Source organism: Sinorhizobium fredii USDA 205 (genome assembly GCF_001461695.1).
Classification (GTDB): domain Bacteria; phylum Pseudomonadota; class Alphaproteobacteria; order Rhizobiales; family Rhizobiaceae; genus Sinorhizobium; species Sinorhizobium fredii.
The window spans coordinates 20,075-44,030 of the sequence record NZ_AUTC01000199.1 but is presented as its reverse complement, the minus strand read 5'-3'; the positions used below and the strand labels follow the sequence as shown (position 1 = coordinate 44,030).

At 61.7% G+C, this 23,956-nt stretch carries 26 protein-coding genes and 1 tRNA gene; 16 read left to right on the top strand and 11 right to left on the bottom strand.

What is annotated here, in order from left to right; translation table 11 throughout:
* Nucleotides 1–70 precede the first annotated feature (70 nt).
* Nucleotides 71–340, top strand: coding sequence for a hypothetical protein (locus N181_RS33530; RefSeq protein WP_014328108.1), 270 nt, complete (start codon nt 71–73; stop codon nt 338–340).
* A 31-nt stretch (nt 341–371) separates the two neighbouring features.
* Here the strand turns inward: N181_RS33530 and N181_RS29020 are convergent, their stop codons facing one another.
* The 3 genes from N181_RS29020 to N181_RS29010 form a co-directional block, all read right to left on the bottom strand.
* The gene (locus N181_RS29020; protein WP_014328107.1) at nt 372–809 is read right to left on the bottom strand and encodes a DUF1489 family protein; all 438 of its coding nucleotides are present in this window, start codon (nt 807–809) and stop codon (nt 372–374) included.
* A 76-nt stretch (nt 810–885) separates the two neighbouring features.
* The gene (locus tag N181_RS29015; RefSeq protein WP_014328106.1) at nt 886–2,286 is read right to left on the bottom strand and encodes an L-serine ammonia-lyase; all 1,401 of its coding nucleotides are present in this window, start codon (nt 2,284–2,286) and stop codon (nt 886–888) included.
* Nucleotides 2,287–2,559: 273 nt separating this feature from the next.
* A complete protein-coding gene (locus N181_RS29010; protein WP_014328105.1) occupies nt 2,560–3,420 on the bottom strand; it encodes an alpha/beta fold hydrolase in 861 nt (286 codons plus the stop codon).
* Between the two features lie 371 nt (nt 3,421–3,791).
* On the opposite strand from N181_RS29010, the gene N181_RS29005 reads away from it, so the two are divergent.
* From N181_RS29005 to N181_RS28995, 3 genes are all read left to right on the top strand, one after another.
* A complete protein-coding gene (locus N181_RS29005) occupies nt 3,792–4,481 on the top strand; it encodes a DUF599 domain-containing protein (RefSeq protein ID WP_014328104.1) in 690 nt (229 codons plus the stop codon).
* Between the two features lie 149 nt (nt 4,482–4,630).
* Entirely contained in the window at nt 4,631–5,644 is a 1,014-nt protein-coding gene (locus N181_RS29000) for a heparan-alpha-glucosaminide N-acetyltransferase (protein WP_048655344.1), read from the top strand.
* Nucleotides 5,645–5,647: 3 nt separating this feature from the next.
* Nucleotides 5,648–6,121 (top strand): methyltransferase family protein, encoded by a 474-nt coding sequence (locus N181_RS28995; RefSeq protein WP_014328102.1) that lies wholly within the window; start codon nt 5,648–5,650, stop codon nt 6,119–6,121.
* A 65-nt stretch (nt 6,122–6,186) separates the two neighbouring features.
* Here N181_RS28995 and N181_RS28990 read toward each other — a convergent pair whose 3' ends face one another.
* Nucleotides 6,187–6,582: a MerR family transcriptional regulator gene (locus N181_RS28990; RefSeq protein WP_014328101.1), complete on the bottom strand. Its 396-nt coding sequence runs from the start codon at nt 6,580–6,582 to the stop codon at nt 6,187–6,189.
* A 58-nt stretch (nt 6,583–6,640) separates the two neighbouring features.
* On the bottom strand, nt 6,641–8,062 hold the full coding sequence (gene mgtE, locus N181_RS28985; RefSeq protein ID WP_014328100.1) for a magnesium transporter: 1,422 nt from the start codon (nt 8,060–8,062) through the stop codon (nt 6,641–6,643).
* A gap of 210 nt (nt 8,063–8,272) precedes the next feature.
* On the opposite strand from mgtE, the gene N181_RS28980 reads away from it, so the two are divergent.
* From N181_RS28980 to N181_RS28970, 3 genes are all read left to right on the top strand, one after another.
* Complete coding sequence (locus tag N181_RS28980; RefSeq protein WP_014328099.1) at nt 8,273–8,764, top strand: peptide deformylase; 492 nt, start codon at nt 8,273–8,275, stop codon at nt 8,762–8,764.
* 129 nt (nt 8,765–8,893) lie between these two features.
* Nucleotides 8,894–9,151, top strand: coding sequence for a hypothetical protein (locus N181_RS28975; RefSeq protein ID WP_014328098.1), 258 nt, complete (start codon nt 8,894–8,896; stop codon nt 9,149–9,151).
* Between the two features lie 63 nt (nt 9,152–9,214).
* Nucleotides 9,215–9,583 (top strand): hypothetical protein, encoded by a 369-nt coding sequence (locus tag N181_RS28970; RefSeq protein WP_014328097.1) that lies wholly within the window; start codon nt 9,215–9,217, stop codon nt 9,581–9,583.
* 158 nt (nt 9,584–9,741) lie between these two features.
* Here the strand turns inward: N181_RS28970 and N181_RS28965 are convergent, their stop codons facing one another.
* The 4 genes from N181_RS28965 to N181_RS28950 all read right to left on the bottom strand — a co-directional run bounded on the left by N181_RS28965 (nt 9,742) and on the right by N181_RS28950 (nt 15,214).
* A complete protein-coding gene (locus N181_RS28965; protein ID WP_060564102.1) occupies nt 9,742–11,307 on the bottom strand; it encodes a SpoVR family protein in 1,566 nt (521 codons plus the stop codon).
* On the bottom strand, nt 11,304–12,620 hold the full coding sequence (locus N181_RS28960) for a YeaH/YhbH family protein (RefSeq protein ID WP_014328095.1): 1,317 nt from the start codon (nt 12,618–12,620) through the stop codon (nt 11,304–11,306). Before N181_RS28960 ends, N181_RS28965 begins: the two co-directional genes overlap by 4 nt.
* Before the next feature lie 25 nt (nt 12,621–12,645).
* Nucleotides 12,646–14,595, bottom strand: coding sequence for a PrkA family serine protein kinase (locus N181_RS28955; RefSeq protein WP_014328094.1), 1,950 nt, complete (start codon nt 14,593–14,595; stop codon nt 12,646–12,648).
* A 534-nt stretch (nt 14,596–15,129) separates the two neighbouring features.
* Nucleotides 15,130–15,214 (bottom strand) — tRNA-Leu (locus tag N181_RS28950).
* A gap of 195 nt (nt 15,215–15,409) precedes the next feature.
* On the opposite strand from N181_RS28950, the gene lipB reads away from it, so the two are divergent.
* A complete protein-coding gene (gene lipB / locus N181_RS28945; RefSeq protein ID WP_014328093.1) occupies nt 15,410–16,135 on the top strand; it encodes a lipoyl(octanoyl) transferase LipB in 726 nt (241 codons plus the stop codon).
* An 11-nt stretch (nt 16,136–16,146) separates the two neighbouring features.
* Here the strand turns inward: lipB and N181_RS28940 are convergent, their stop codons facing one another.
* Complete coding sequence (locus N181_RS28940) at nt 16,147–17,034, bottom strand: DMT family transporter (RefSeq protein WP_037401773.1); 888 nt, start codon at nt 17,032–17,034, stop codon at nt 16,147–16,149.
* Between the two features lie 286 nt (nt 17,035–17,320).
* Here N181_RS28940 and N181_RS28935 point away from each other — a divergent pair, with 286 nt between their 5' ends.
* From N181_RS28935 to fghA, 5 genes are all read left to right on the top strand, one after another.
* Nucleotides 17,321–17,716: a helix-turn-helix domain-containing protein gene (locus N181_RS28935; RefSeq protein ID WP_014328091.1), complete on the top strand. Its 396-nt coding sequence runs from the start codon at nt 17,321–17,323 to the stop codon at nt 17,714–17,716.
* 94 nt (nt 17,717–17,810) lie between these two features.
* Entirely contained in the window at nt 17,811–18,938 is a 1,128-nt protein-coding gene (locus N181_RS28930) for an S-(hydroxymethyl)glutathione dehydrogenase/class III alcohol dehydrogenase (protein ID WP_014328090.1), read from the top strand.
* A gap of 71 nt (nt 18,939–19,009) precedes the next feature.
* A complete protein-coding gene (locus N181_RS28925; protein ID WP_037401731.1) occupies nt 19,010–19,450 on the top strand; it encodes a YaiI/YqxD family protein in 441 nt (146 codons plus the stop codon).
* Nucleotides 19,451–19,479: 29 nt separating this feature from the next.
* Nucleotides 19,480–20,160, top strand: coding sequence for a DUF1345 domain-containing protein (locus tag N181_RS28920; RefSeq protein WP_014328088.1), 681 nt, complete (start codon nt 19,480–19,482; stop codon nt 20,158–20,160).
* On the top strand, nt 20,157–20,990 hold the full coding sequence (gene fghA, locus N181_RS28915) for an S-formylglutathione hydrolase (RefSeq protein ID WP_060564100.1): 834 nt from the start codon (nt 20,157–20,159) through the stop codon (nt 20,988–20,990). Before N181_RS28920 ends, fghA begins: the two co-directional genes overlap by 4 nt.
* 13 nt (nt 20,991–21,003) lie before the next feature.
* On the opposite strand, the gene N181_RS28910 is transcribed toward fghA, so the two are convergent.
* A complete protein-coding gene (locus N181_RS28910) occupies nt 21,004–21,315 on the bottom strand; it encodes a DUF1883 domain-containing protein (protein ID WP_037401734.1) in 312 nt (103 codons plus the stop codon).
* A 182-nt stretch (nt 21,316–21,497) separates the two neighbouring features.
* Between N181_RS28910 and N181_RS28905 the strand changes: the two genes are divergently transcribed.
* The 3 genes from N181_RS28905 to N181_RS28895 are packed head-to-tail and all read left to right on the top strand — an operon-like array spanning nt 21,498 to nt 23,930.
* On the top strand, nt 21,498–22,490 hold the full coding sequence (locus N181_RS28905) for an RluA family pseudouridine synthase (protein WP_037401737.1): 993 nt from the start codon (nt 21,498–21,500) through the stop codon (nt 22,488–22,490).
* Nucleotides 22,490–23,155 (top strand): HAD-IA family hydrolase, encoded by a 666-nt coding sequence (locus N181_RS28900; protein ID WP_037401739.1) that lies wholly within the window; start codon nt 22,490–22,492, stop codon nt 23,153–23,155. Before N181_RS28905 ends, N181_RS28900 begins: the two co-directional genes overlap by 1 nt.
* Nucleotides 23,148–23,930, top strand: coding sequence for an ATP12 family chaperone protein (locus N181_RS28895; RefSeq protein WP_037401742.1), 783 nt, complete (start codon nt 23,148–23,150; stop codon nt 23,928–23,930). Before N181_RS28900 ends, N181_RS28895 begins: the two co-directional genes overlap by 8 nt.
* Nucleotides 23,931–23,956 lie beyond the last annotated feature (26 nt).

Genomic DNA, 23,956 nt, shown 5'->3' with positions numbered 1-23,956 from the left:
AGACACGACACGGCCGGACGCTTTTTTCGGCCGTCCTCCTCGGAATTTGTATAGCGTAACGAGGTTTGTCATGGCAGTGAACGAGAATATCCCCGGTATCGCAGAGATACCGGGAAAAAGGGGAAAGCCTTCGCGCATCGGGTTACATCCGCTCCATGAAGCGGCCATGCGCATAGCCGATGCCGGCCTCAACCGCTCCAAAGGAAAGACGCGCGATCTGGTGGCCATGCTGCTCACGCATGGCGCGCGCGCCTGGCGCTCGACCCAGCCGCGTGCAGGGATACATCTGCACGTCACCGCAGCAGGGCGTCGGCATCCCTTGCGAATCCGGCTCGGCTGAAACTCAGGCCTAGCAATTGATGGCTGCGATTTTAGAGAAGACCGAGTTCGGCAAGCTCACGCCGCAATTCGAGCGGCATTTCGCCGCCATCGGAGGACAGCGATGCAAGATCGCGCGGCGCCTCCTTTGCTTCGAGATACCGCCAGCCTTGGAAGGCGCGGCGCGGCTGGAGTTCCGTTTCCACCACTTGCGGCCCGAGGATAAGATTGCACCGGCCGATCCCCTCGCCGTCGGTGAAGGTCTCGATGCCGATCAGCGGCTGGCGCGCCTGTACATAACCCTTGATCACCCAGTAGAGCGATCCGCCCCCCAGAAGGTCGTCCGTGCGTTTCGGCACCATCCGGGTCGTATGGAAGGAGTGCGGCTCCAGTCCGGCCGCGATCGCCGCCAGGGCCTTGCGCGAAACCCATTCGCGCAAGTCTTCGACGGAATCCGCGCCGACGCAGAGCTTTATGAGATGCAAGGCCATGGCAATGCTTGAACACCCGTCCACCGGTCGCGGTCAAGCGGATTAAGCAGCCTCGTCCACAAAAGCCGCTTCGGCTTCAGCACTCGACGACATTGACAGCAAGTCCGCCGGTTGAGGTTTCCTTGTACTTCTCGTTCATGTCGACGCCGGTCTGCCGCATCGTCTCGATGCAGGCATCGAGCGGCACGAAATGCTTGCCGTCGCCCTTGAGCGCAAGCGACGCGGCGGTAACCGCTTTGACGGCACCGAGCGCATTGCGTTCGATGCAAGGCACTTGAACGAGGCCGGCGACCGGATCGCAGGTCATGCCGAGATGATGCTCCAGCGCAATCTCGGCCGCATTCTCGACCTGCTCGGGCGTGCCGCCCATCACGGCTGCGAGGCCCGCCGCCGCCATCGCGGAGGCCGACCCCACCTCGCCCTGACAGCCGACTTCCGCGCCGGAGATCGAGGCGTTGTGCTTGATGATGCCGCCGACCGCGGCGGCCGTCAGGAGATAGTCGCGAATGCCTTCCTGATCGGCATCCTCATGGAAATGCAGGTAGTACCGGACGGTCGCCGGCACGACGCCGGCCGCACCATTCGTCGGCGAGGTGACCACCCGGCCGCCGGCGGCGTTTTCCTCGTTGACGGCCATTGCATAGACGCTCAGCCAATCGTTGGCGAGCAACGGATTGGTCTTGTTGGAGCGCCACTCCTCCTGCAATTTGTCATGAATTGCGCGGGCCCGCCGGCGGACCTTCAAACCGCCCGGCATGATGCCGTCCTGGCTGAGGCCGCGATCGATGCAGGCGGTCATCGCCGACCAGATGCGATCGAGGCCGCCGTCGAGTTCCTCCCTCGACATCGAACATTCCTCGTTCGCCCGTTTCATCTGGGCAATCGTCAGTCCGGAGCGCGCCGCCATATCGAGCATCTGCTGGGCGGTGGCGAAGGGATACGGGATTTTCACGCCAGCCGGCTTGTCCTTCGACGCCCGCATCGCCTCGAGCTGCGTGTCGGTGACTACGAAACCGCCGCCGATGGAATAGTAGATCCGCTTCAGCAGCAGCCGGCCGTCGCGGTCGAAGGCGGAAAAGGACATGCCGTTGGCGTGGCCCGGCAGCGGCACCTTCTTGTCGAAGACGAGATCGGTCTTCGGCTGGAACGCATAGGAGGGATGCCCGGGAGGCGTGACACGACCGGTTCGTTCGACCTCGTCGATGACGGCGTCCATACGGTCCGGATCGACAAGGTCAGGCCGCTCGCCCATCAGCCCCAAGATCACCGCCCTGCCCGACCCGTGGCCGATGCCCGTATGGGCCAGGGAACCGTGCAGGCTCACCCTGATGGCCGCAACGGCGGCGTGCGACGGCCGCGGCCACTCGTCCGACAGGATGAGATCGAGGAACCGGTTCGCTGCCGACATGGGCCCCATCGTGTGCGAGCTCGAAGGGCCGATGCCGATCTTGAAAACGTCGAAGACGGAAAGAAACATGAATTGCCTGCCCCAGCGCCTGACAGAGCACCCCGCCGGAGCGGATCAAAGCCCTGTCGATAGATCGGACACCTGCCACCCGAATCCTTCCGACGGCGGTCCGATCGTCCTTATATAGGGTGAAACCCTATGCGATCCTATGCCGATCGATCAGGCGATTGACCGACATTCGGTTTTGTCCGTGCGACATTCCATCCGACGATGGTCTCGTCGGCATCAGCCGGGGAAAAACAAACAGCATGCGTGTCGCTGCGCGTCGTACATCACGCGATCTTACTCTGGCGCCTCAATAAAGGCTCTAATCGCTGCGGTGTAGCCTTGTGGGTCCTGGAACATGGCGAAGTGACTGACCTTCTCGAGGATCACCAGCTTCGCGCCGGGCACGGTCTGGGCGATGTATGCCGTATGTCCGCGATCGATTGCTTCGTCGTGATCTCCAATCACGATCGCCGTCGGCACCGTTATGGTCTTCAGCTCGTCGTCCGACCAATTCGGCTGGCTCGTCCACATGGCGTTCATCTCAGTCAAAAAGGCGTCATATTCGTCGCGCGTCGGTGAAATTCGTTTGTAGACGTCTTTGCAATGTTCGACATAGGCAAGCCAGGTCATGGTCTTGTCAAATCCATGCTTGAAGCCGTCAGTCTTGGTGTTGGCCGCGTGCGCGAAGAGCTTCGTCAACCGTTCCGGGTGCTTCATCGCGATGTCGAGGCCGATGATGCCGCCGTCGCTCCAGCCCACGAGCGCTACCTGGCCGACCTTCAAATAGTTCAACAGAGCGACGTAGTCGGAGGCCATGAGATCGTAAGCATAGGGCGCGGATGTCCGCGTGGATCGTCCGTGCCCTCGACTATCTGCGACGATAACAGTGTGCTCACGGGACAGGTCTGCAACCTGGTTGGCCCATATATCAGCATAACCAAGCCCGCCATGAATCAGCAGGATCGGTGTTCCGGCTGCAGAGCCATAAATGGCATAGTACATCTCAATCCCGTTTACAGGGGCAGTGCCACTCCTGACCGCCATCGGCATGGCCGGTGGCTGTGGAAATTCTGTCCAGCGATCGGCCGCCAACGGCCGCGAGAAGTTACAGATAAACGCCAAGCAGAAACTAACTACTATTCCAAAATTGTTCATCTCAATCCCCTCTGTGCGAAAAATTCCGTTGAGGCTTCAAGCTCAAGCAATTCTGTTTTGATATCGAGAATGCATCGATTTCTACTTAGTCGATTATGCGCTTTTGTCCGTTGGCTCCCCCTTCAAGCTCGAATGCGTCCTCCAGACTCTTTAGGAAGCTGCTCCTCCGATTGCCGACAAGGGGCTCAAGGCCAAACTATTTTGCCCGGTATTCAAGCAGGCGCGCAGCAAGAGATCCGAGCCATTCCCACGGCGCAGCAAACCGAACGTACCAGACGCTATCACAATCTCGCCTCATGGTTGAGGCCCCAATGTGAAGGCGCGTGCCGCGGCGATCTTGCATTTTCGAACGGCCATGCCAAAAGACGTGCATGACAATCGACGACTACATCGCGCTCTGCATCTTCATCCTGCTGTGGGGCAGCTTCAACTGGGCGACCGATGCCCGGCGCAATTTCAAGCGAGTCAACCTGACCCGTTTGATGAACGAATACAGGGCACGGTGGATTCGCAACTCCCTCAACCGCGACCTGAAGATGATCGACACCCAGATCATCGCGGGCCTGCAGGCCGGCACCGCGTTTTTTGCCTCGACGACCATATTCGCGCTCGGCGGCTGCTTTGCGCTGCTTGGCGCGACCGAGCAAGTGCAGATGATCTTCAACGACCTGCCGCAGGTTTTTCGCGGCGGACGGGCGGGTTTTGAATTGAAGGTCGGCGGACTTACCTGCCTTTTCGGTTATTCCTTCTTCAAGTTCGGCTGGTCCTATCGGCTGTTCAACTACTGTTCCATCCTGATGGGCGGCATTCCAATGACGGCCGACATGTCGCGCGATCGCCAGGCCGCAGAACGCGCCGCAGAACGCGCGATCAGAATGAACATCCTTGCCGCCAAGCATTTCAATGCCGGGCTGAGGGCAATCTTCCTGTCGATCGGCTATCTCGGCTGGTTCATCAGCCCCTATGTCTTCATCGTGCTGACGGGCTTTGTGATTTTCGTGCTGCTGCGCAGACAATTCTTTTCCGAAGCACGCGACGCGCTGATGGCAGACCCGCAATAGGTTGCACTGCTCTCGGTGGACTGCTTATCACCCGCATGGAGGCGCTTGGTGCTGGACAAAGCCGTGCATCTGCCTTCTTTTCTGCATAGTCGCGACGCGACTGCGATATGCCGAACGCACTCCTTTCCTCCCAACAGAACCGCAACGCCATGCCTGAGACTTCTGTGACGATCGACGAAACGCCGGCTCCCCAGCCGGGTGTGACGCGGCAGGGCCGAATTGATCTCCTCGACGCGCTGCGCGGGCTCGCCCTTGTCGCCATGGCGATCTACCACTTCACCTGGGATCTCGAATTCTTCGGCTATGTGGCGGCGGGCACGGCTGGCACGGGCGGCTGGAGGCTCTTCGCCAGGCTGATCGCCAGCAGCTTCCTGTTTCTCGCCGGCTACAGCCTCGTGCTCGGCCATGGTCCGAAGTTCCGCGCGCGCCCATTCCTGTGGCGTTTCGCGAAAATCGCCGGGGCGGCAGCGCTCATCAGCATTGGCACCTGGTTTGCCTTTCCCGAGTCCTTCATCTTTTTCGGCATTCTCCATGCGATCGCGGCGGCAAGCCTCGTCGGCCTCCTCTTCCTGCTGCTCCCGGCGCCGGTCTCCTTCCTCGCCGCCGCCGCTGCCTTCGCCGCGCCGCTCTACCTGCGCTCGGCCGTCTTCGACACTCCGGCGCTCTGGTGGGTCGGGCTCTCCGAAACGATCCCCCGCTCCAACGATTACGTGCCGCTGCTGCCGTGGCTGGCACCGTTTCTCCTGGGCCTCGGCACGGCGAAACTGCTCCACCCGATGCTCTCGGCCCGGTGGCGTTCCGCGCAAGGCGACGCGGGGCATCGCAAGCTGTGGATCAATCCGCTCGCCTTTGGCGGGCGCCACAGTCTGGCGATATACCTCATACACCAGCCGCTGCTCATCGGACTCGTCTACGCCTTTTCTCTCGTCGTCCCCGCCCCTGTTCCCGACCCGGCGCAGACCTATCGCCTGAGTTGCGAGCAGGCCTGCAACCGTAACGAATCAGGCATCTCTTGTGCCGCCTTTTGCGGCTGCACGCTCGACCAGCTGAAAGAGCAGAATCTGTTCGAGGACCTAAACCAGGGGAAGATCGACTTGAGAACGGATGAACGCATTGCGCGAATCGCCACTCAGTGCACAATGGAAGCACAGTCGGGGGACTAGGACATGAATGCCTATCGTGCCAAGCCGCTGAGTTTTCCATGGCCTCCGCTGATTTACGGCGTGGCGGCGCTGGCCGCGTTGGCGCTGGACCGCGTTTTTCCCATCCCCGTCGCCCACGGCCATGGCTGGGCCCCGTGGCTGGCGGGCTGCGCGCTGATCCTTCTGGCGGCTTTGCTTGATCTCTGGGCCGTCAAGACGCTCCTCGATCGTCACACGGCCGTACTCCCCCACCGTTGTGCGACCTGCCTTGTCACCGGCGGCCCCTTCCGCTTCACCCGAAATCCGATCTATCTCGGCTATACCTTCGTGATGGTCGGTCTCGGCCTGATCACCCTCAATCCCTGGTTCTTCGTCATGGGAATCTTCGCCGTCGCGCTGACGACGCTGATCGCCGTCCGCAACGAGGAGCGTCAGCTTCTGTCGCGTTTCGGCTTCGAATTCGAACGTTATTGCCGCCACACGACGCGGTGGATTTGAAAGGCGGACAGAAAAAAAGGCGGCGCGCGGCCACCTTTCCGACGAACCGCAGATTTTACTGCGTGTTATGTCCCGACGCCGATTTCGGCAAGGCGCGTCAGGCAGGCTTCCTCGACATTGTCGAGCTCGGCAAGCGTATCGTCGATGTCCTTGCGCTTCTGCCGCAGGTCCTCGCGCTTCTCCTCGACGCGCTTCATCAGAAGCTGCAATTGGCCCATTTCGCCCGGAGGGTCCTTGTAGACCGCAATAATCTCGCGGATTTCCGCGATGGTGAAACCGATGCGCCGGCCGCGCAGGATTTCCTTGATCAGATGCCGATCGGCTGGCCGAAACAGGCGCGTGCGTCCGCGGCGCTCCGGATGGATGAGACCTTCATCCTCGTAGAAGCGCAGTGTTCGGGTGGAGATACCGAATTCCCGCGTCAGTTCCGTGATGCTATAATATTTGTTCACGCCCGCCATTCCATCAAATCACAGGCTCACTATCATTGACTTTGACGTAAAAGTCAAACACGGACGATCATGTGACCTGGAACCACCAGGTGGCAATGCCGAGGAAGCTGAAGAAGCCGGTGACATCCGTAATGGCTGTCACGAAGACCGCGGAGGAAACGGCCGGGTCGGCGCCGGACTTATCCAGGAGAAGCGGGATCAGGATGCCGGCGAGTGCCGCCGCCATCATGTTGATCAGCATGGCCGTTGCGATGATACCGCCGATGTCCGGGTCCTGAAACCAGAGGCCCGCCACAAGACCGATGAGGCTGCCGAAGATCATGCCGTTCAGGAGGCCGACGCCCGCCTCGCGACGGATGATCCGCGGTGCGTTGTGGATATCGAGGCCGCGCGTCGCGAGCGCCCGCACCGTCACCGTCATTGTCTGAGAGCCGGCATTGCCGCCCATGCCGGCGACGATCGGCATGAGGATGGCAAGCGCGACGATCTGCTGGATCGTGGCATCGAAGAGGCCAATGACGGAGGCGGAAATGCAGGCTGTCATCGAATTGACGAACAGCCAGGGAACGCGCGAGCGGGACGCCTCGGCGACGGAGTCCGACAGTTCTTCGTCGCCGACACCGCTGAGGCGCAGCAGGTCCTCCTCGGCCTCCTCCTGGATGACGTCGACGACGTCGTCGATCGTCAGAACCCCGACCAGCCGTCCGTTGTCGTCGACGACGGCCGCCGACAGGAGGTCGTACTGCTCGAACAGCTGAGCCGCCTCCTCCTGGTCCATCTCGGCCGGGACGGAGTGACTGGTATCGCGCATGATCGCATCGATCTTCACGGATCGCTTGGTGCGCAGCACACGATCCAGGTCGACGGTGCCGAGCAGTTTGAAGGTAGGGTCGATCACGAAGATCTGCGTGAAGCTGTCCGGGAGATCCTCGTCCTCGCGCATGTAGTCGATCGTCTGGCCAACCGTCCAGAAGGGCGGCACGGCCACGAACTCGGTCTGCATGCGCCGGCCGGCGGTGCTTTCCGGATAGTCGAGCGAACGGCGCAAGCGAACGCGCTCGGTGAAGGGCAGCTTGGCGAGGATCTCCTCCTGATCCTCCTGATCGAGATCCTCGAGAATGTAGACGGCATCGTCGGAATCCATCTCGCCGATCGCCTCGGCAATCTGCTCGTTCGGCAGATGCTCGACGATATCGAGGCGGATCGCCTCGTCGACCTCGGTCAGTGCCGCAAGGTCGAACTCTTTTCCAAGCAGCGAGACAAGCGCCAGGCGCTGTTCCGGTTGGATCGCCTCGAGAAGATCGCCCAATTCGGACGCGTGGAGACCGGCGACGTGCTTGCGCAGATAAATCGTGTCGCGATCGGCGATCGCGGCACCCACATGCATCAGGAAATCCGAGCGCACCGACCCGTCGTCGGCATAGATGTCCGAAGCTTCAATGGCAGCGATCTCTTCGAAGCCGCGGTCGTTGTCGCCTGTATCGCTCATGGACCCGCCCTCCAAAAGTATACGCCGCCCGAACTTGCACCATGACAGTGCCCTGCTAGCGCAAAGCTCCGTCAAGGTCCACACATCGGTAACGGGCCGTGGACCTTTTCTCCAAGCTGTTGCAAATGCACATGAAAAAAGTGAAACGAGTAAGGCCTGCCGGCACCGTTCCGGAGCGACAGGTCGGTCATCCACGCATAAGAGGTCCGCATGGCACTTCGACCCATCATCCGCTTCCCCAACCCGACGCTCAGCATGAGCACCGAAATGGTCACCCAATTCGACAGCAGCCTTCACAGTCTCGTCGATGACCTCACGGATACGATGCGTGCGGCGCCCGGAATCGGCATCACCGCACCGCATATCGGCGTGCTGCAGCGGGTGACCGTAATCGAGCTGGACCGCCAGACAGGTCCGCGGACCTTCGTCAATCCGCAGATCGTCTGGTGCTCTGTGGAGACGGCACGCCACAGCGAGGGCAGCGTATCGATGCCGGGCATTTCCGAAGAGGTGGAGCGTCCGAGCAGCATTCGTGTCCGGTATCAGACGATCTCGGGCGAGGCGCTCGAGGAAGAGGCACGTGGACTGATGGCCGTGTGCCTCCAGCACGAGATCGACCAACTCGACGGCATCTTCTGGATCCGTCGACTGTCGAGGCTGAAGCGTGAGCGGGCGGTGAAACGGTTTGAAAAGCTGAGCTGACGCCTGATCGGCGTGCCAAGGTTGCACGACAGCGTCCAGTTCAATAGGGTCGCGACATTTCCGGAAGCGGTCTCGAATCGGACGCAGAACCGCCCGCAGCAGTGCCGGAATGAAGCCGAAGGACATGTGATGAAATTTGTGCGCCTCACCCTCCTCTGCGCCCTGGTCCTCACGGGATGCACGGCCACGCCAGACCTCGAGCCGCTTCCCGGAAGCCTCACCTATGGGGAAACGGCCACCTCCCGAAAAACCCAGGCCGCGCCGGGCACGAAGATACAGAACCGTTTCCTGCATGGGGGCAGAACTATCTACGAGACCTACGAGGTTCAGCCCGATCACACCTACAAGCTCATTCGCCGCAGCACGGTCGATTCCCTGGGCGACTGACACTCCCGGGAACATTGCAATGCCAGGCCCGTTCTCCAAGGTGAAACCTAAGGAGACGATGCGATGGCCAAATATCTCGATGAACGCGGCGATCCGGCAAACGCGACGCACGACGCCGGCAGACAGAGTTTCTCGGCCGAGGAGGCGAAGCAGGGCCGCAGTGGCACGGCCATACTGGCCGTACTCCTCGGCGGACTGCTTCTGGCCTTCGTCGCTTGGGGCGGGGTCGCAATTTGGGGCGAAAGCACGGACAGCGACCGAACGGCGGAAACCGAGCAGATGCAGCCCGGCCCGTCGACTGAACAAACCGGCAGTGTCAATCAAGATCAAGCCGCTCCGGCGGTACCCGCGCCAACGGACCGGGATCCGACCGCCCAAACCGGAACCGGCGGAGAAGCGCAGCAGGTTACGCCCGACGGTACGGAGAAGTGATCTACAGCGCCGCGCGCTTATCAGACGCGTGTGGCACTTTGAATTGCTGCAGAGCAGCCGACGTCGTGTCGGGTCGGCCTCAACCGCAGCGACTTTATCCCTGAGATGGTACAGCGAATGTCTGCAATGGCCCGCGTCGCTGAATGCGGGCCACGCTTCTATTCCTCTATATCCGCCGTCGAGCACTCGTAGAGCGTCTCGCCCGTTTCGGCCTCGACACCGGCGAGGCTGACCTCATAGCCCCATAGATGGCGGACATGTCGGAGCGTGGCGTCGCGGCTGGTCTCCTCGAGGAGAACGCCATTCTTGATATTGTGCTGCAGCCGCAGGTGGCGATCGCCCAGGAGGTCGACATCCATGACCTGAATGTCCGGCTGGTTCGCGCCGATATCATAGCTGCGTGCGAGGGCCGCGCGGATGGCCTCATAGCCGCGCTCGTTGTGGATCGAGGCGACCTCGCAGTATTTCTCGTCCGCCTCATCCGACAACAGGAACAGCCGGAACTTGCGTATCAGCGACGGGCTCAAATACTGCAGGATGAAGGACTCGTCGCGGTGGTTCGCCCAGGCGTCCAGCAACGTCTCACGCCAATTGCCGCTGCCGGCGATTTCGGGAAACCAGTCCCGGTCTTCGGGCGTCGGATCGACGCAGATCCGCTCGATGTCCTGCATCATGGCGAAACCGAGCGCATAAGGGTTGATCCCCGGAAAGCGCGGATCGTCGAACGACGGCTGAAAGACGACGTTGGTATGGCTCTGGAGAATCTCCAGCATAGCCCCTTCGGTTATTCTCCCCTGATCGAAGAGAGTGTTCATGATGGTGTAGTGAACGAAGGTCGCGCATCCCTCGTTCATCACCTTGGTCTGCCGCTGCGGATAGAAGTACTGGGCGATGACGCGGACGATCCTGAGGATTTCCCGTTGCCAGGGCTCAAGGATCAGGCTGGTCTTCTCCAGGAAATAGAGAAGATTTTCGTCCGGCAGGTTAAGGGCCTTCTTGCGCTCCATCACATCGCGTTCGACCGCGTCCGGGTCGCTGCTCTCGCTCGCCGTTGGAAGCGTCCGCCACAGGTCGCTAAAGGTCTGCTCCTCGTATTCGAGCCTCTCGCGCATCCGCTCCCGTTCCTTTTCCGACGACAGCCTCGGGGGTCGGCGGTAGCGGAAGACGCCCTGATCCATGAGGGCATGGGCGGAATCGAGAATGGCCTCCACGGCCGTGGTCCCGTAGCGTTCTTCGCATTTAATGATGTATTTCTTGGCGAACTCCATGTAGCTCAGGATGGCGCTGGCATCTGTCCATTGGCGGAACAGGTAATTGTTCTTGAAGAAATGATTGTGGCCAAAGGCCGCGTGCGCCGTCACCAGGGCCTGCATGGCCATGGTGTTCTCCTCCATCAGGTAGGTGATGCAGGGATTGGAGTTGATCACAAGCTCGTAGGCGAGTCCGCGCCTGCCCTTGCGATAAAGATTGTCCTCGAAGACGAAGCGCTTGCCGAAAGACCAGTGCTGATACATCAGCGGCATGCCGACGGAGGAATAAGCGTCGAGCATCTGTTCGGAAGAGATGATCTCGAGCTGGTTGGGATAGACGTCGAGCCCGAGGTTGTCGAGCGCGACCGTCTCGATCGCATCATAGGCGCGCGAGAGCGTTTCGAAATTCCAGTCAGAACCCTGGAACAGGAGGTTTGAGCCGCACCCTTTTTTGGCATTCCGGTCGCCTCTCACTTACGCACTTGTACAGCCGGCTGTTTGCCGAAGAGTTTCCGGAAGACGGGGTAGATGTCGGCCGGTTTGGCGATACGGGTCATCTGGAAGTTCGGCCACTCGCCGTCGACCGTCCGATAGGCGCGCCAGAGCGAGGTCCCGTTGTCGGTGGTGCCGAAAATCTCCGTTTCGCGCTCATCGATGATCTCGACATAGGCGTAGTATTGGCAAAGCCGCATCAAGTCGTCGTGCAAAAGCGACGCGCAACGCTCCGAGTCGCCGGAGATGTTCTCGCCATCCGAGGCCTGGGCAGCATAGATGTTCCATTCGCGGGCAGGATAGCGCTCCCGAATGACGCGGAGCATCTCCTCCAGCGCCGTCGAGACGATCGTGCCGCCGCTCTGCTTGCTGTAGAAGAAGGTATTCTCATCCACCTCGCCGGCCTCGTCCGTGTGGCGAATGAAGACGATGTCGATCCTATCGTATCGCCGCTTCAGAAAGAGGTGCAGCAGCACGAAGAAGCGCTTCGCAAGGTCCTTCTCGCGTTCGCCCATGGAAGCGGAAACATCCATCAGGCAGAACATCACGGCGCTGGCATTCGGCAGCGGCTGCTGCTCGAAGCGGTTGAAGCGGATGTCGACCGGATCGACGTAAGGAATGCGGCGGCGCCGCCGTTCCAGCTTTTCCAGCTTCTGACGCAGTTCCTCGAGATACTGCAGGTGTTTTGCGCCCGCCTTCGGCTCCGCCTCCAGCCTGGCGATCTCCTCGGCGATCGCCTCCATTTCCTTTCGCCCCGGCCGGTGCAGGGCGATGCGGCGGCCGAAGCTGTTGCGCATCGTGCGGCCGACATTGATGTTCGTGGGCGAGCCTGTTGCGGCAAAGCCGGCGCGGCGCCGTTTGAAGGCAACGGACTCCTTCATGTTGAGCTTCACCATATCGGGAAGTTCCAGGTCCTCGAAGAAGAGATCGAGTACCTCCTCGCGCGAAAGGACGAATTGAAATTCGTCCTCGCTCCGTCCGGTACCGGCACCTGCGCCCGTGGCGCCTGCGCCGGAAGACCTCTTCGGAAGACGATCCCCGGCAGCGAACTCGCGATTGCCGGGCAGGACATACTGCCTTTCGCCGGAGTCGCCGGCCGGCTGGAACGTCGGCTCACTGACGCCGCGCGCGGGCATCGACACGTTGTGCTCGGCGTCGACGTCGGCGATTTTGCCCGACTTGACCTGTTCCTTGATCGCCCGCTTCAGTTCCTCGCGAGCGCGCTTCAGGAAGCGCTGCCTGTTACCGAGACTCTTGTCCTTCGGGTTAAGGCGGCGGTCGATAAAGTTCGGCATGTGCTGCCCCCTGGAAACCGCACCCTTAACCTGCCTTGTTCACGCGCATGTACCAGTCGACCAGTCGACGTACCTGCCGTTCGGTGTAGCCACGCTCCGCCATGCGCTGGACGAATTCGGCATGTTGCTTCTCGGTCGCGCTGTCCTTCTTGGAACCGAAGCTGATAACCGGCAGCAGATCCTCGACCTGTCCGAACATGCGTTTCTCGATGACTTCCCTGAGCTTCTCGTAGCTCGTCCAGGACGGGTTGCGGCCGTGGTTCCTGGCACGGGCCCGCAGCGTGAACTTGACGACCTCGTTGCGGAAGTCCTTCGGGTTGGCGATGCCGGCCGGCTTCTCGATCTGCGACAGTTCGCTGTCGAGGATCTTGCGGTTAAGGATCTGGCCCGTATCGGGATCCTTGAAGTCCTGATCCTCGAGCCAGGCGTCGGCATAGGCGATGTAGCGGTCGAAGAGGTTCTGGCCGTATTCGCTGTAGGATTCCAGATAGGCTTTCTGGATTTCATGGCCGATGAATTCGGCATAGCGGCTGGCAAGCTCCGACTTGATGAAGTCGAGATAGGCCGCTTCGGTTTCCTTCGCGAACTGCTCGCGCTTGATCGCCTGTTCCATGATGTACATCAGGTGAACGGGATCGGCGGCGACCTCCTTCGTATCGTAATTGAAGGTCTCCGACAGAACCTTGAAGGCGAAGCGCGTGCTGACGCCGGTCATGCCTTCGTCGACGCCCGCGGCGTCGCGATACTCCTGGACCGAGCGCGCCTTCGGATCGACATCCTTGAGGTTCTCGCCGTCATAGACGCGCATCTTCGTGTAAAGCGACGAGTTCTCATGCGGCACCAGCCGCGTGGAGACGGTAAAGCGGCTCAGGATCTCCAGTACCTCCGGGGCGCAGCGATTGTTGAACAACTCGCTCTCGCGAAGAAGCTTCTCGTAGATCATCTTCTCTTCGGTGACGCGCAGGCAATAGGGAACCTTGACCACCAGGATGCGGTCGAGGAACGCCTCGTTGTTGCGATTGTTCTTGAACTGGAGCCATTCCGATTCGTTCGAGTGCGCCAGGATCGTGCCCTGATAGGGGAAGGCACCGAAGTTCTCCGTCCCGTTGTAGCTGCCCTCCTGGGTCGCCGTCAGAAGCGGGTGCAGCACCTTGATCGGGGCCTTGAACATCTCGACGAACTCGAGCAGCCCTTGCGAGGTGCGGTTCAGGCCGCCGCTATAGGAATAGGCATCCGGATCCGCCTGGCTGTAATTTTCCAATTGGCGGATATCGACCTTGCCGACCAGCGAGGAGACATCCTGGTTGTTTTCGTCCCCGGGCTCTGTCTTGGCAATGGCGATCTGACGCAGGCGCGACGGCGTAAGCTTGACGACACTGAATTTTGAGATGTCGCCGCCGACCTCGTCGAGCCGCTTCGCCGCCCAGGGGGAAATCAGGCCGGTGAGCCTTCGTCTTGCGATGCCGTATTTGTCCTCGAGGAGGTCGGCCATGCGCTCGGGATGAAACAGGCCCAACGGAGACTCGAAGACCGGGCTAATCTTGCCGTCGACCATCAGCGTATAGATCGGCCGCTGCTCCATAAGCTTCTTCAACCGCTCGGCAAGCGACGACTTGCCGCCGCCGACGGGACCGAGAAGGTAGAGGATCTGCTTGCGCTCTTCGAGGCCCTGCGCGGCATAGCGGAAATAGCCGACGATCCGTTCGATCGTGTCTTCCATGCCGAAGAAATCGGAGAAGGCCGGATAAATCTTGATGGTTCGGTTTGAGAAGATTCGGCCGAGACGCTCATCAGCGCTGGTATCGACGAGGATCGGTTCGCCGATGGCATCCACCATCCGCTCCTGCGCGGTGGCGTACATAGTCTTGTCGTCGCGACATGCGAGGAGATATTCCTGTAGACTTATCTCTTCTTGCGCTGCACTCGAATAGATCTCCGAAAAGAGGTCGAAGACGTCAGATTCACTCCTTTGCATCGTGCTCTCCCGCGGCAAGCCGCTTGGTTGAACCGGGATCGCTGCCAGTCGGCTATTGCCTCAAGTGAACGGTTTCCTGACTTCAAAGTTCCTTCTTAACCGGCACTGCAAGCGGATGCCGAAGCAGCAGCTCACGACGACATCCGCACATCAGTTCGGGACCGATCGATCGGCGCCTCATCAAAGGATTGAGAACGCCATTCCGCAAGACTCGTCGCTCTGTCACCCCGTCATGTCGGCGCTTCTCGCGAATCCGTCATGACAATATGAGCATAACCAAAACCCGGCCTTTCGCCGACTTTTTTTTTACGATTTCACGAATTTAGCGGTAAACAATGTTGTGTAGGGACGGTGACATCGTGAGTAGCCTAGCCGGGCACTCTCTAACGAGTCCGGGAGGGAAGCGACGCCCGTATGTACGAGAGCGAGCCGTTGCGGCCTGCCGGGCCGAGGTTATCGAAAAGTCGACGCGCCGACGCCAGATAAATAAAAACCCCGTTCAACCATCAGGTTACGGGGTCCTTTTAATCTTGATGGTGCGGTCGAGAAGACTCGAACTTCCACGGGTTGCCCCACAGCGACCTCAACGCTGCGCGTCTACCAATTCCGCCACGACCGCATCGTGGTAGGTGCCGATTGCGTCGGCGGGGCTGCATGTAGCAAAAGGATTCGGGGTGCACAAGGGTATGACGACAGAAATTTGACGGGAAACGGAACTATTTCCACGGCCCCTCCGCGAGGTGCTGGAAACGCTGGACTCTTGCCGCGCGCGGCCCCATGTACAGGCCGGAAAAATCAGCAATGCAGGCTTTCCATGCAGCGTGAAACCCTCAGCCAGACCATGTTTGCGGCGCCGGAGTCGCCGCCGGTGCGCTGGCGCATCGCCCCTTCCCTCGTCGATTATCCACAGGCGGTGGAGACGATGGAGCGGGAGGCCGCCGCCATTGCGGACGGCACCGCGGACGAGCTGGTCTGGCTGGTCGAGCACCCGCCCCTCTACACGGCCGGGACGAGCGCAAACGAGACCGATCTGGTGATGCCCGGACGTTTTCCGGTGTTTGCCACTGGCCGCGGCGGCGAATACACCTATCACGGACCCGGACAGCGGGTCGTCTATGTCATGCTCGACCTGAAGCGCCGCCGTCAGGACGTTCGCGGCTTCGTCGCCGCCCTCGAAAGCGTCGTCATCGCAACGCTCGATTCGATGAACATCAAGGGCGAGCGCCGCGAGGACCGGGTCGGCGTCTGGGTGCGCCGCCCGGAAAAGCCGCCGCTCATCGATGGGTCGATGGCCGAGGACAAGGTCGCCGCCATCGGCATCCGGCTGCGCAGATGGGTCAGCTTCCACGGCTTCTCGCTGAATGTCGATCCGGATCTCGATCATTTCGAGGGCATCGTTCCCTGCGGCATCCGGGACTATGGCGTGACCAGCCTCGTCGATCTGGGCCTGCCGGTGATGATGTCCGACGTGGATATCCTCATCAGGGACGCGTTCGAGACGGTTTTCGGGCCGACGCGCAGCGAAAATCTGCGGGAATAACCGGAACCGTGTTAATCCGGCCTTCGCTTTCCTCTTTCGCGCCAGATGATGAACAATCCGGAGCCGACGATGACGGCAATGCCGAGCCATCTGGAGGGTGTCGGAAAGTCGCCGAACACCAGGTAGCCGAGCGCCGTCGCCGAGACGATCTCGAAGTAATGGAACGGCGCCAGCAGTGACAAGGGCGCCAGGCGGAAGGCCTTGACGACGAGGAGATGGCCGTAGCCTGAAATCGCCCCCAGGGCGATCACGAGGATCCAGCCCAACGGCGATCGCGGCAACGACGGCTCGAAATCGACCGCACCGAATCCATTGCCGATCGCGATGACGCCCACCATGAAGAGCGTGCCGCCAATTCCGGCGATCGTCTGCATGGCGAGCGGCGAATCGACGCTGCCCACCGCACGGTTGAGGAAGAGATAGCAGGCGAATAGGAAAGCGCAGGCCATCGGCAGCAGCGCCGTCAAGCCGAATATGGCGAAGCTCGGCTGAATGACGATCATTGCACCGCCAAATCCCACGGCAATGGCGGTCCACCGGCGCCAGCCGACCTTTTCACGCAGGATCAGTGCCGAAAGGCATGTCAGGATGAAGGGCTCGACGAAATAGATCGCGAATGCGTCGGCGAGCGGCATGTATTTCACGGAAACGAAGAACAACAAAGCGGCCGCGGCGAGCAGCACGCCGCGCAGCAGGTTCGGCCAAAGCCGCTTCGGATAGATCGCCCGCAATCCGCCCGCCGTCAGCAGCAGCGGAACGATCGAGACGAGCTGAAAGAAGAAGCGGTAGAAGGTCACCTGGCCGGGCGACATGCCCTCGTGGACCGCCATGTATTTCGCGATGGCATCCATGCAGGGCAGGATGATCATGGCGAACAGCATGATCGTCACGCCCTGCATCACTGCGCTACGCTGGACGGCAGCCGTCTGTGCTATTCCGTTCACGGTCATTCCCAATTCGATGCTGGAGTTCGGTCCTGAACCTAACCTGTTTCATCGCGGTTTCAACGCCGGGCCGAGCACAATCGTCAAAGAAGCGAACGAGCCGCATTTGGCTGTGTTTATGACGCTTCGGAGTGCTCCGCCTGAAAGCGAATGCCGATAAGCTCGGCTCACCTTCGCCCCGCAAGGGCATTCCGGCGCCGTGCGGGCTATCGAAGATGTCAGGTGAAGAGGAGAGCGAGCCATGCGCTTATCCACCGAAACCGTGATCGCGCGCCTGCGTCAGACGGGAGACGGCGACACGCTGGGCGGCCGTATCTGGAGAGCGCGCGACGCAGCAAAACTATCGATCAAGGAACTGGCGGTCAGCGTCGGCGTGCGCGGCGAGACCATATCCGCCTGGGAGCGCGACCGTGCCGAGCCTCGCACGAACAGGCTCTTCATGCTCGCCAGCGTGCTCGGTGTCACGCCAGCCTGGCTGATTGCCGGAATCGGCCGTGCCCCGGACGAAGGGCCGTCCCATTCGCATGCCGCGCTTCGCGAGCAGCTCGAACTCGTCAAGAGGCTCCACGAACAAACCGGAGAAGCGATCGCGGCGCTTGAGAGCGAGTTGGAGCGGATCGAGGGAAATATCCGATAAGTCATGTATTTTCAGCTTACGCGCGCCGCATGTCGTTGTATTGACGATTGCAGTGCGATCGCCGAACAGTTGCGATTTTCGAGGGAGAAGAACAATGGACGTACGTGCCGCCGTGGCCGTTCAGGCCGGCAAGCCGCTGGAAGTGATGACGGTCAAGCTCGAGGGCCCGCGGGCCGGCGAGGTGCTGGTCGAGGTCAAGGCGACCGGCATCTGCCACACCGACGATTTCACCCTGTCCGGTGCCGACCCGGAAGGGCTGTTCCCGGCCATCCTCGGCCACGAGGGGGCCGGCATCATCGTCGATGTCGGTCCGGGCGTCACCTCGGTCAGGAAGGGCGATCACGTCATTCCGCTCTATACGCCGGAATGCCGCGCCTGCCCCTCCTGCCTCAGCCGCAAGACCAATCTCTGCACCGCCATCCGCGCCACCCAAGGGCAAGGCGTCATGCCGGACGGCACGAGCCGCTTTTCGATCGGCAAGGACAAGATCCACCACTATATGGGCTGCTCGACCTTCGCCAATTACACCGTGCTGCCGGAGATCGCCGTCGCCAAGGTCAACCCGGACGCACCGTTCGACAAGATCTGCTACATCGGCTGCGGCGTCACCACCGGCATCGGCGCGGTGATCAACACCGCCAAGGTCGAGATGGGCGCCACCGCGGTGGTCTTCGGGCTCGGCGGCATCGGCTTGAACGTCATCCAGGGGCTGCGGCTCGCCGGTGCCGACATGATCATCGGCGTCGACCTCAACAACGACAAGAAGGTCTGGGGCGAGAAGTTCGGCATGACCCATTTCGTCAACCCGACCGAGGTCGGCGACGACATCGTCGCCCATCTCGTCAACATGACGAAGCGCGGCGCCGACCAGATCGGCGGCGCCGACTACACCTTCGACTGCACCGGCAACACCAAGGTGATGCGCCAGGCGCTCGAGGCCTCGCATCGCGGCTGGGGCAAGTCGGTGGTGATCGGCGTGGCCGGCGCCGGCCAGGAGATCTCCACAAGACCGTTCCAGCTGGTCACCGGCCGCAGCTGGATGGGCACCGCCTTTGGCGGCGCCCGCGGCCGCACCGACGTGCCGAAGATCGTCGACTGGTACATGGAGGGCAAGATCGAGATCGACCCGATGATCACCCACACCATGCCGCTCGACGACATCAACAAGGGCTTCGAACTGATGCATTCGGGCGAAAGCATCCGCTCGGTGGTGATCTACTGAAATCTCAACGAAAATATCGGGGCGCCGGATCGGTTCCGGCGCTTTCCGTTCTGCCGGGAAGTCGATTGCCGATGATCTATGTCGATGCCGATGCCTGCCCGGTGAAGGCGGAAATCCTCAAGGTGGCCGAACGCCACGGCTTCGAAGTCACCTTCGTCGCCAATTCGGGGCTGCGGCCGTCGCGTGACCCGATGGTGCACAATGTCATCGTATCGGCGGGTTTCGACGCAGCGGACAATTGGATCGCCGAGCATGCAGGCGAAGGCGATGTCGTCGTCACCGCCGATGTGCCGCTTGCCGGGCGCTGCGTCGCCGCCGGTGCACTCGTCACCGGGCCCACCGGCCGGGTCTTCGACAAGGCGAATATCGGGCTCGCTTCGGCGATGCGAGACCTCGGGGCGCACTTGCGGGAGACGGGCGAAAGCAAGGGCTACAACGCCTCCTTTACCGGGCGAGACCGCTCCGCCTTTCTCGAAACGCTTGACCGGCTCTGCCGTCAGGTCAAAAGGTGACGCGCGGGAAACAACGGCGCGGAGCGGCGATGACATCGAAGACCCGGCTGAGACATTGGCCATTTTACCTGGCGCTTGCCGGCGCCCTTGTCAGTGCGCCACTCGGGCATGTGCTGTTTCGCGATGAGGCGATAGAGATCGCCGCCATCGTCTTCTTCTGCATCTACCTGACAATCACGGCCTTCCGGCTGACGAAACTCACCGGGAGCTATCTCGAGGCAAATGCGCGCGATACAGGCGAACCGGAGCCGATCATCTTCCTAGTGACGATTTTGGCGGCCGCAGTATCGCTGGTGGCGCTGTTCGTCGCGCTCAATCGTGCCGGCGACGGCAGTGCGGTCGAATTGATCCTCGCCTTCGCCTCGGTCACCCTCGGATGGGCAACCGTCCATACGATGGCGGCGCTGCACTATGCCCATCTCTACTGGCTCGCAAACCGCCGCGCCGATGGCAGCGATCCCGCCTCGCGTGGGCTGGCCTTTCCGGAGACAGAGGCGCCCGGCGGCTATGATTTTCTCTATTTCGCCTTCGTCATCGGCATGACCGCCCAGACCTCCGACGTTGCCATCACCACGACGGCGATGCGACGCGTCAACCTGATGCATGCGGTCGTCTCGTTCTTCTTCAACACGGTGCTCGTCGCAGCCGCGGTCAACGCCGCGGTCCAGCTTGCCGGCGGCGCTCCATCACTTCCAGGGAGCATTCAATGAAAGTCATCTCGCAGAACACCGCTTATGGCGGCATGCAGGGCGTCTTCGCCCATGACTCCAAGGCCTGCAAGGGCGAAATGACTTTCGCCGTCTACGTGCCGCCACAGGCGACCCGCGAACCGCGCCCGGTGCTCTGGTATCTCTCCGGCCTCACCTGCACCCACGCCAACGTCATGGAAAAGGGCGAATACCGCCGCATGGCCGCCGAGCTCGGCCTGATCGTCGTCTGCCCGGATACCAGTCCGCGCGGGGCGGACGTGGCGGATGAACTGACGAACTGGCAGATGGGCAAGGGCGCCGGCTTCTACCTCGATGCGACGGAGGAGCCGTGGGCGGAACACTATCGGATGTACAGCTACGTCACCGAGGAACTGCCGGCCCTTGTCCGCGAGCATTTCCGCGCCGACATGGACCGGCAGGGTATCTTCGGCCATTCGATGGGCGGCCATGGCGCCATGACCATCGCGCTCAAGAACCCCGAGCGCTTCAGGAGCTGCTCGGCCTTTGCGCCGATCGTCGCACCGTCTTCTGCCGACTGGTCCATCGGAGCCTTCGAGAAATATCTCGGCGCTGATAAAGCTGCCTGGCGAAAATACGATGCCTGTGCGCTGGTCGAGGATGGGGCGCGCTTCCCGGAATTCCTGGTCGACCAGGGCAAGGCGGATGGTTTCCTCGAGAACGGATTGCGGCCGTGGCTCTTCGAAGAGGCGGTGAAGGGCACCGGCATCAGCCTGACGCTTCGCATGCACGAGCGCTACGACCATTCCTACTATTTCATCTCGACCTTCATGGACGATCACCTGAAGTGGCACGCCGAGAGGCTCGGCTGAGCGGGCCTTCCCGTCAGGAGGCCGGCTGGAAACGCGGCTGGCCGGCAGACTCGATCACGCGCACGCTCGATTCCGCAAGGCCGTGATGGCCTTCGGTGTCGATCACCAGATGCCAGTGCGCAGTCTCGGGGATCGTCATCCGCAGCGGCGACTTCCGCGCCACGCCGCCGAAGAACTGATGCTTCAGCGTTTCCGTGTAGCGCGTGAAGTTGACATCGGTCATCAGGCGAACATTGGCAACGGCCGATAGCGTGATCTCGATCCGTGTGCCGGCCTTCTGGCCCTTCAGATCGTAATGCGTGTAGTTCAGAGCTTGCTTCGCCATCGCGCCGACCGGACATATATGAGACATCGCTACGACAGTAGCGGCGGGCGCTTAACGAATGGTGTCGTGGCTCCTCCACGGCGCCGTCGTTCTTTTGGCGCATGCTGTGTTCGCCGGACTGGTCCTGCTGCCCGCAATGGTCTAAAGCCACCCCTTGTAGAATTGGAAGCGGATCGCGGCAGATGGCAGGCATAGAACACAGGCAGGTGGACGGTGACGAGGCGGGCATGCGCCTCGACCGCTGGTTCAAGGTGCATTATCCGGGCTTGGGGTTCGGCCCGCTGCAGAAGCTGTTGCGTTCCGGCCAGATCCGCGTCGACGGGGCACGGGCGAAATCCGACACGCGCATACAGCCCGGCCAGACGATCCGCGTTCCGCCGCTTGGTGTCGACGCGAAGGAGACGAAATCCGGTCCGATCGGCGGGCGGGATCTCCGCCATTCCTCCGATGGTGAACTGCTGTCGCGCATGGTGCTGCACGAGGATGCCAAGGTCATCGTGCTCAACAAGCCGGCCGGCCTCGCCGTGCAGGGCGGCTCCGGCGTCAGCCGACACATCGACAAGATGCTCGAGGCCTGGACGAGCCAGAAGGGCGAGAAGCCGCGCCTCGTCCATCGGCTGGACCGCGATACATCCGGCGTGCTCGTCATCGCCCGGACGCGCGGCGCGGCTCAGCAACTGACGGCCGCCTTTCGCGAACGCGACACCCGGAAGATTTACTGGTCGCTGGTCAAGGGCGTTCCGCGCAAGCGCGAGGACCGTATCTCCACCTGGCTGGTCAAGGAGCAGACGCCGGACGGCGACCGGATGCGGATCGCCAAGCACGGCGACGACGGCGCCGACCACGCCATTTCCTATTATCGGATCGTCGAGCAGGCCGGCCAGAACCTCGCCTGGCTGGAAATGGAGCCCTATACCGGCCGCACCCATCAGTTGCGCGTCCACGCCGCCCATATCGGCCATCCGATCATCGGCGACCCGAAATATTTCGAGGCGGACGTCAACTGGACCTTCCCCGGCGGCATGCAGAACCGGCTGCACCTGCACGCCCGCTGTATCGATATTCCGCATCCGAACGGCGGCCGTCTGAAGATTACGGCCCCCCTGCCGCCGCATATGGTGCAGAGCTGGAACCTGCTCGGCTTGGACGAGAACGCCGCCGGCGAGGACGATTGATGAAGCTGGTGCTCTTCGATTGCGACGGAACGCTGGTCGACAGCGCCGGCCTCATCCATGAGGTGATGAGCCGCACCTTCGATGCTTTCGAGCTTCGCCGGCCCGAGGCCGGGGCTACGAAATCGATCATCGGGCTGACGCTCGACATCGCGATTGCCCGGTTGCTCGGCCAGCTTCACGTCGACGACCGCGCCACCGCGATGACGACACATTACAAGGCCATCTTCAGCTCGGTACGCAGCGAACGGATCTTCCAGGAAGCGCTGTTTCCGGGCATTGCCAAGATGATGCAAGTCCTGGCCGCCCGCGACGAAGTGTTGATCGGCGCGGTGACCGGAAAGTCGAGGCAGGGCCTCCGGCACATTGCCGCGACCCACGGCTTCGACAAGCTGTTCTTCGTCTCGCGGACTGCAGACGACTGTCCCTCGAAGCCGCACCCGGCCATGGTGATGGAGTGCTGCGTCGAGGCGGGCGTCGACCCGAGGGACACCATTGTCATCGGCGACGCGATTTACGATATGCAGATGGCAAAGGCGGCTGGCGCCGGCGCCCTCGGGGTCGCCTGGGGTTATGCCAGCGTTCCGGACCTGGTCGAGGCCGGCGCCGATCACATTGCCCGGGTGCCGGCAGACATTATCGAATGGATGGAAGCGAACCATGCCTGATATTCGCGACGACTTGAGCAGCCTCAGCCACGAAGATCCGGTGCGCCGCGCGCAGATCCAGATGCAGAAGCCGCTGGCAAAACGTTTCTATAAGACTGTCGGTGTCGCCCAGGCGGAAGGCGGCGGCCACGCCATCCTCCTCGACGGACGGTCGGTCCGCACGCCGGCAAGGCGGCCGCTCGCCGTCCCGACTGTCAAGCTCGCAGAACTGCTGGCCGCCGAGTGGGACGCACAGGCCGATATCATCGACCCTTCGGCCATGCCGCTGACCCGCATCGTCAACACGGCCATTGACGGCGTGGCGCTCGACCAGCGCGCGGTCTTCGACGACATCCTGCGGTTTGCCGGCAGCGATCTTCTCTGCTATCGCGCCGATAGCCCCGCCGGGCTGGTGGAACGGCAGAATGCCATCTGGAACCCGGTTCTCGATTGGGCTGCCCAATCGCTCGGCGCCCGCTTCATCCTCGCCGAGGGGGTCATCCACCAGGAACAGCCGCGCGAGGCGATTACCGCCTATGCCGAGGGCCTGCGCGCCTTTGCAACGCCGCTCGGTCTCGCCTGCCTGCACACGATCACCACACTGACCGGGTCGGCGCTGCTCGCGCTCGCCTTCGGCATGGGCCAGCTCTCAGCGGAAAATGCCTGGTCGGCCGCCCATGTGGATGAGGACTGGCAGATCGAGCATTGGGGCACCGACGAGGAAGCCTTCCACCGGCGCGAGAAGCGCTGGCAGGAAATGCAGGCGGCCACCGCCGTACTCGACGCGCTGAGGTAGGAGGCGCCTGCCGTTGCGGCAGAGGC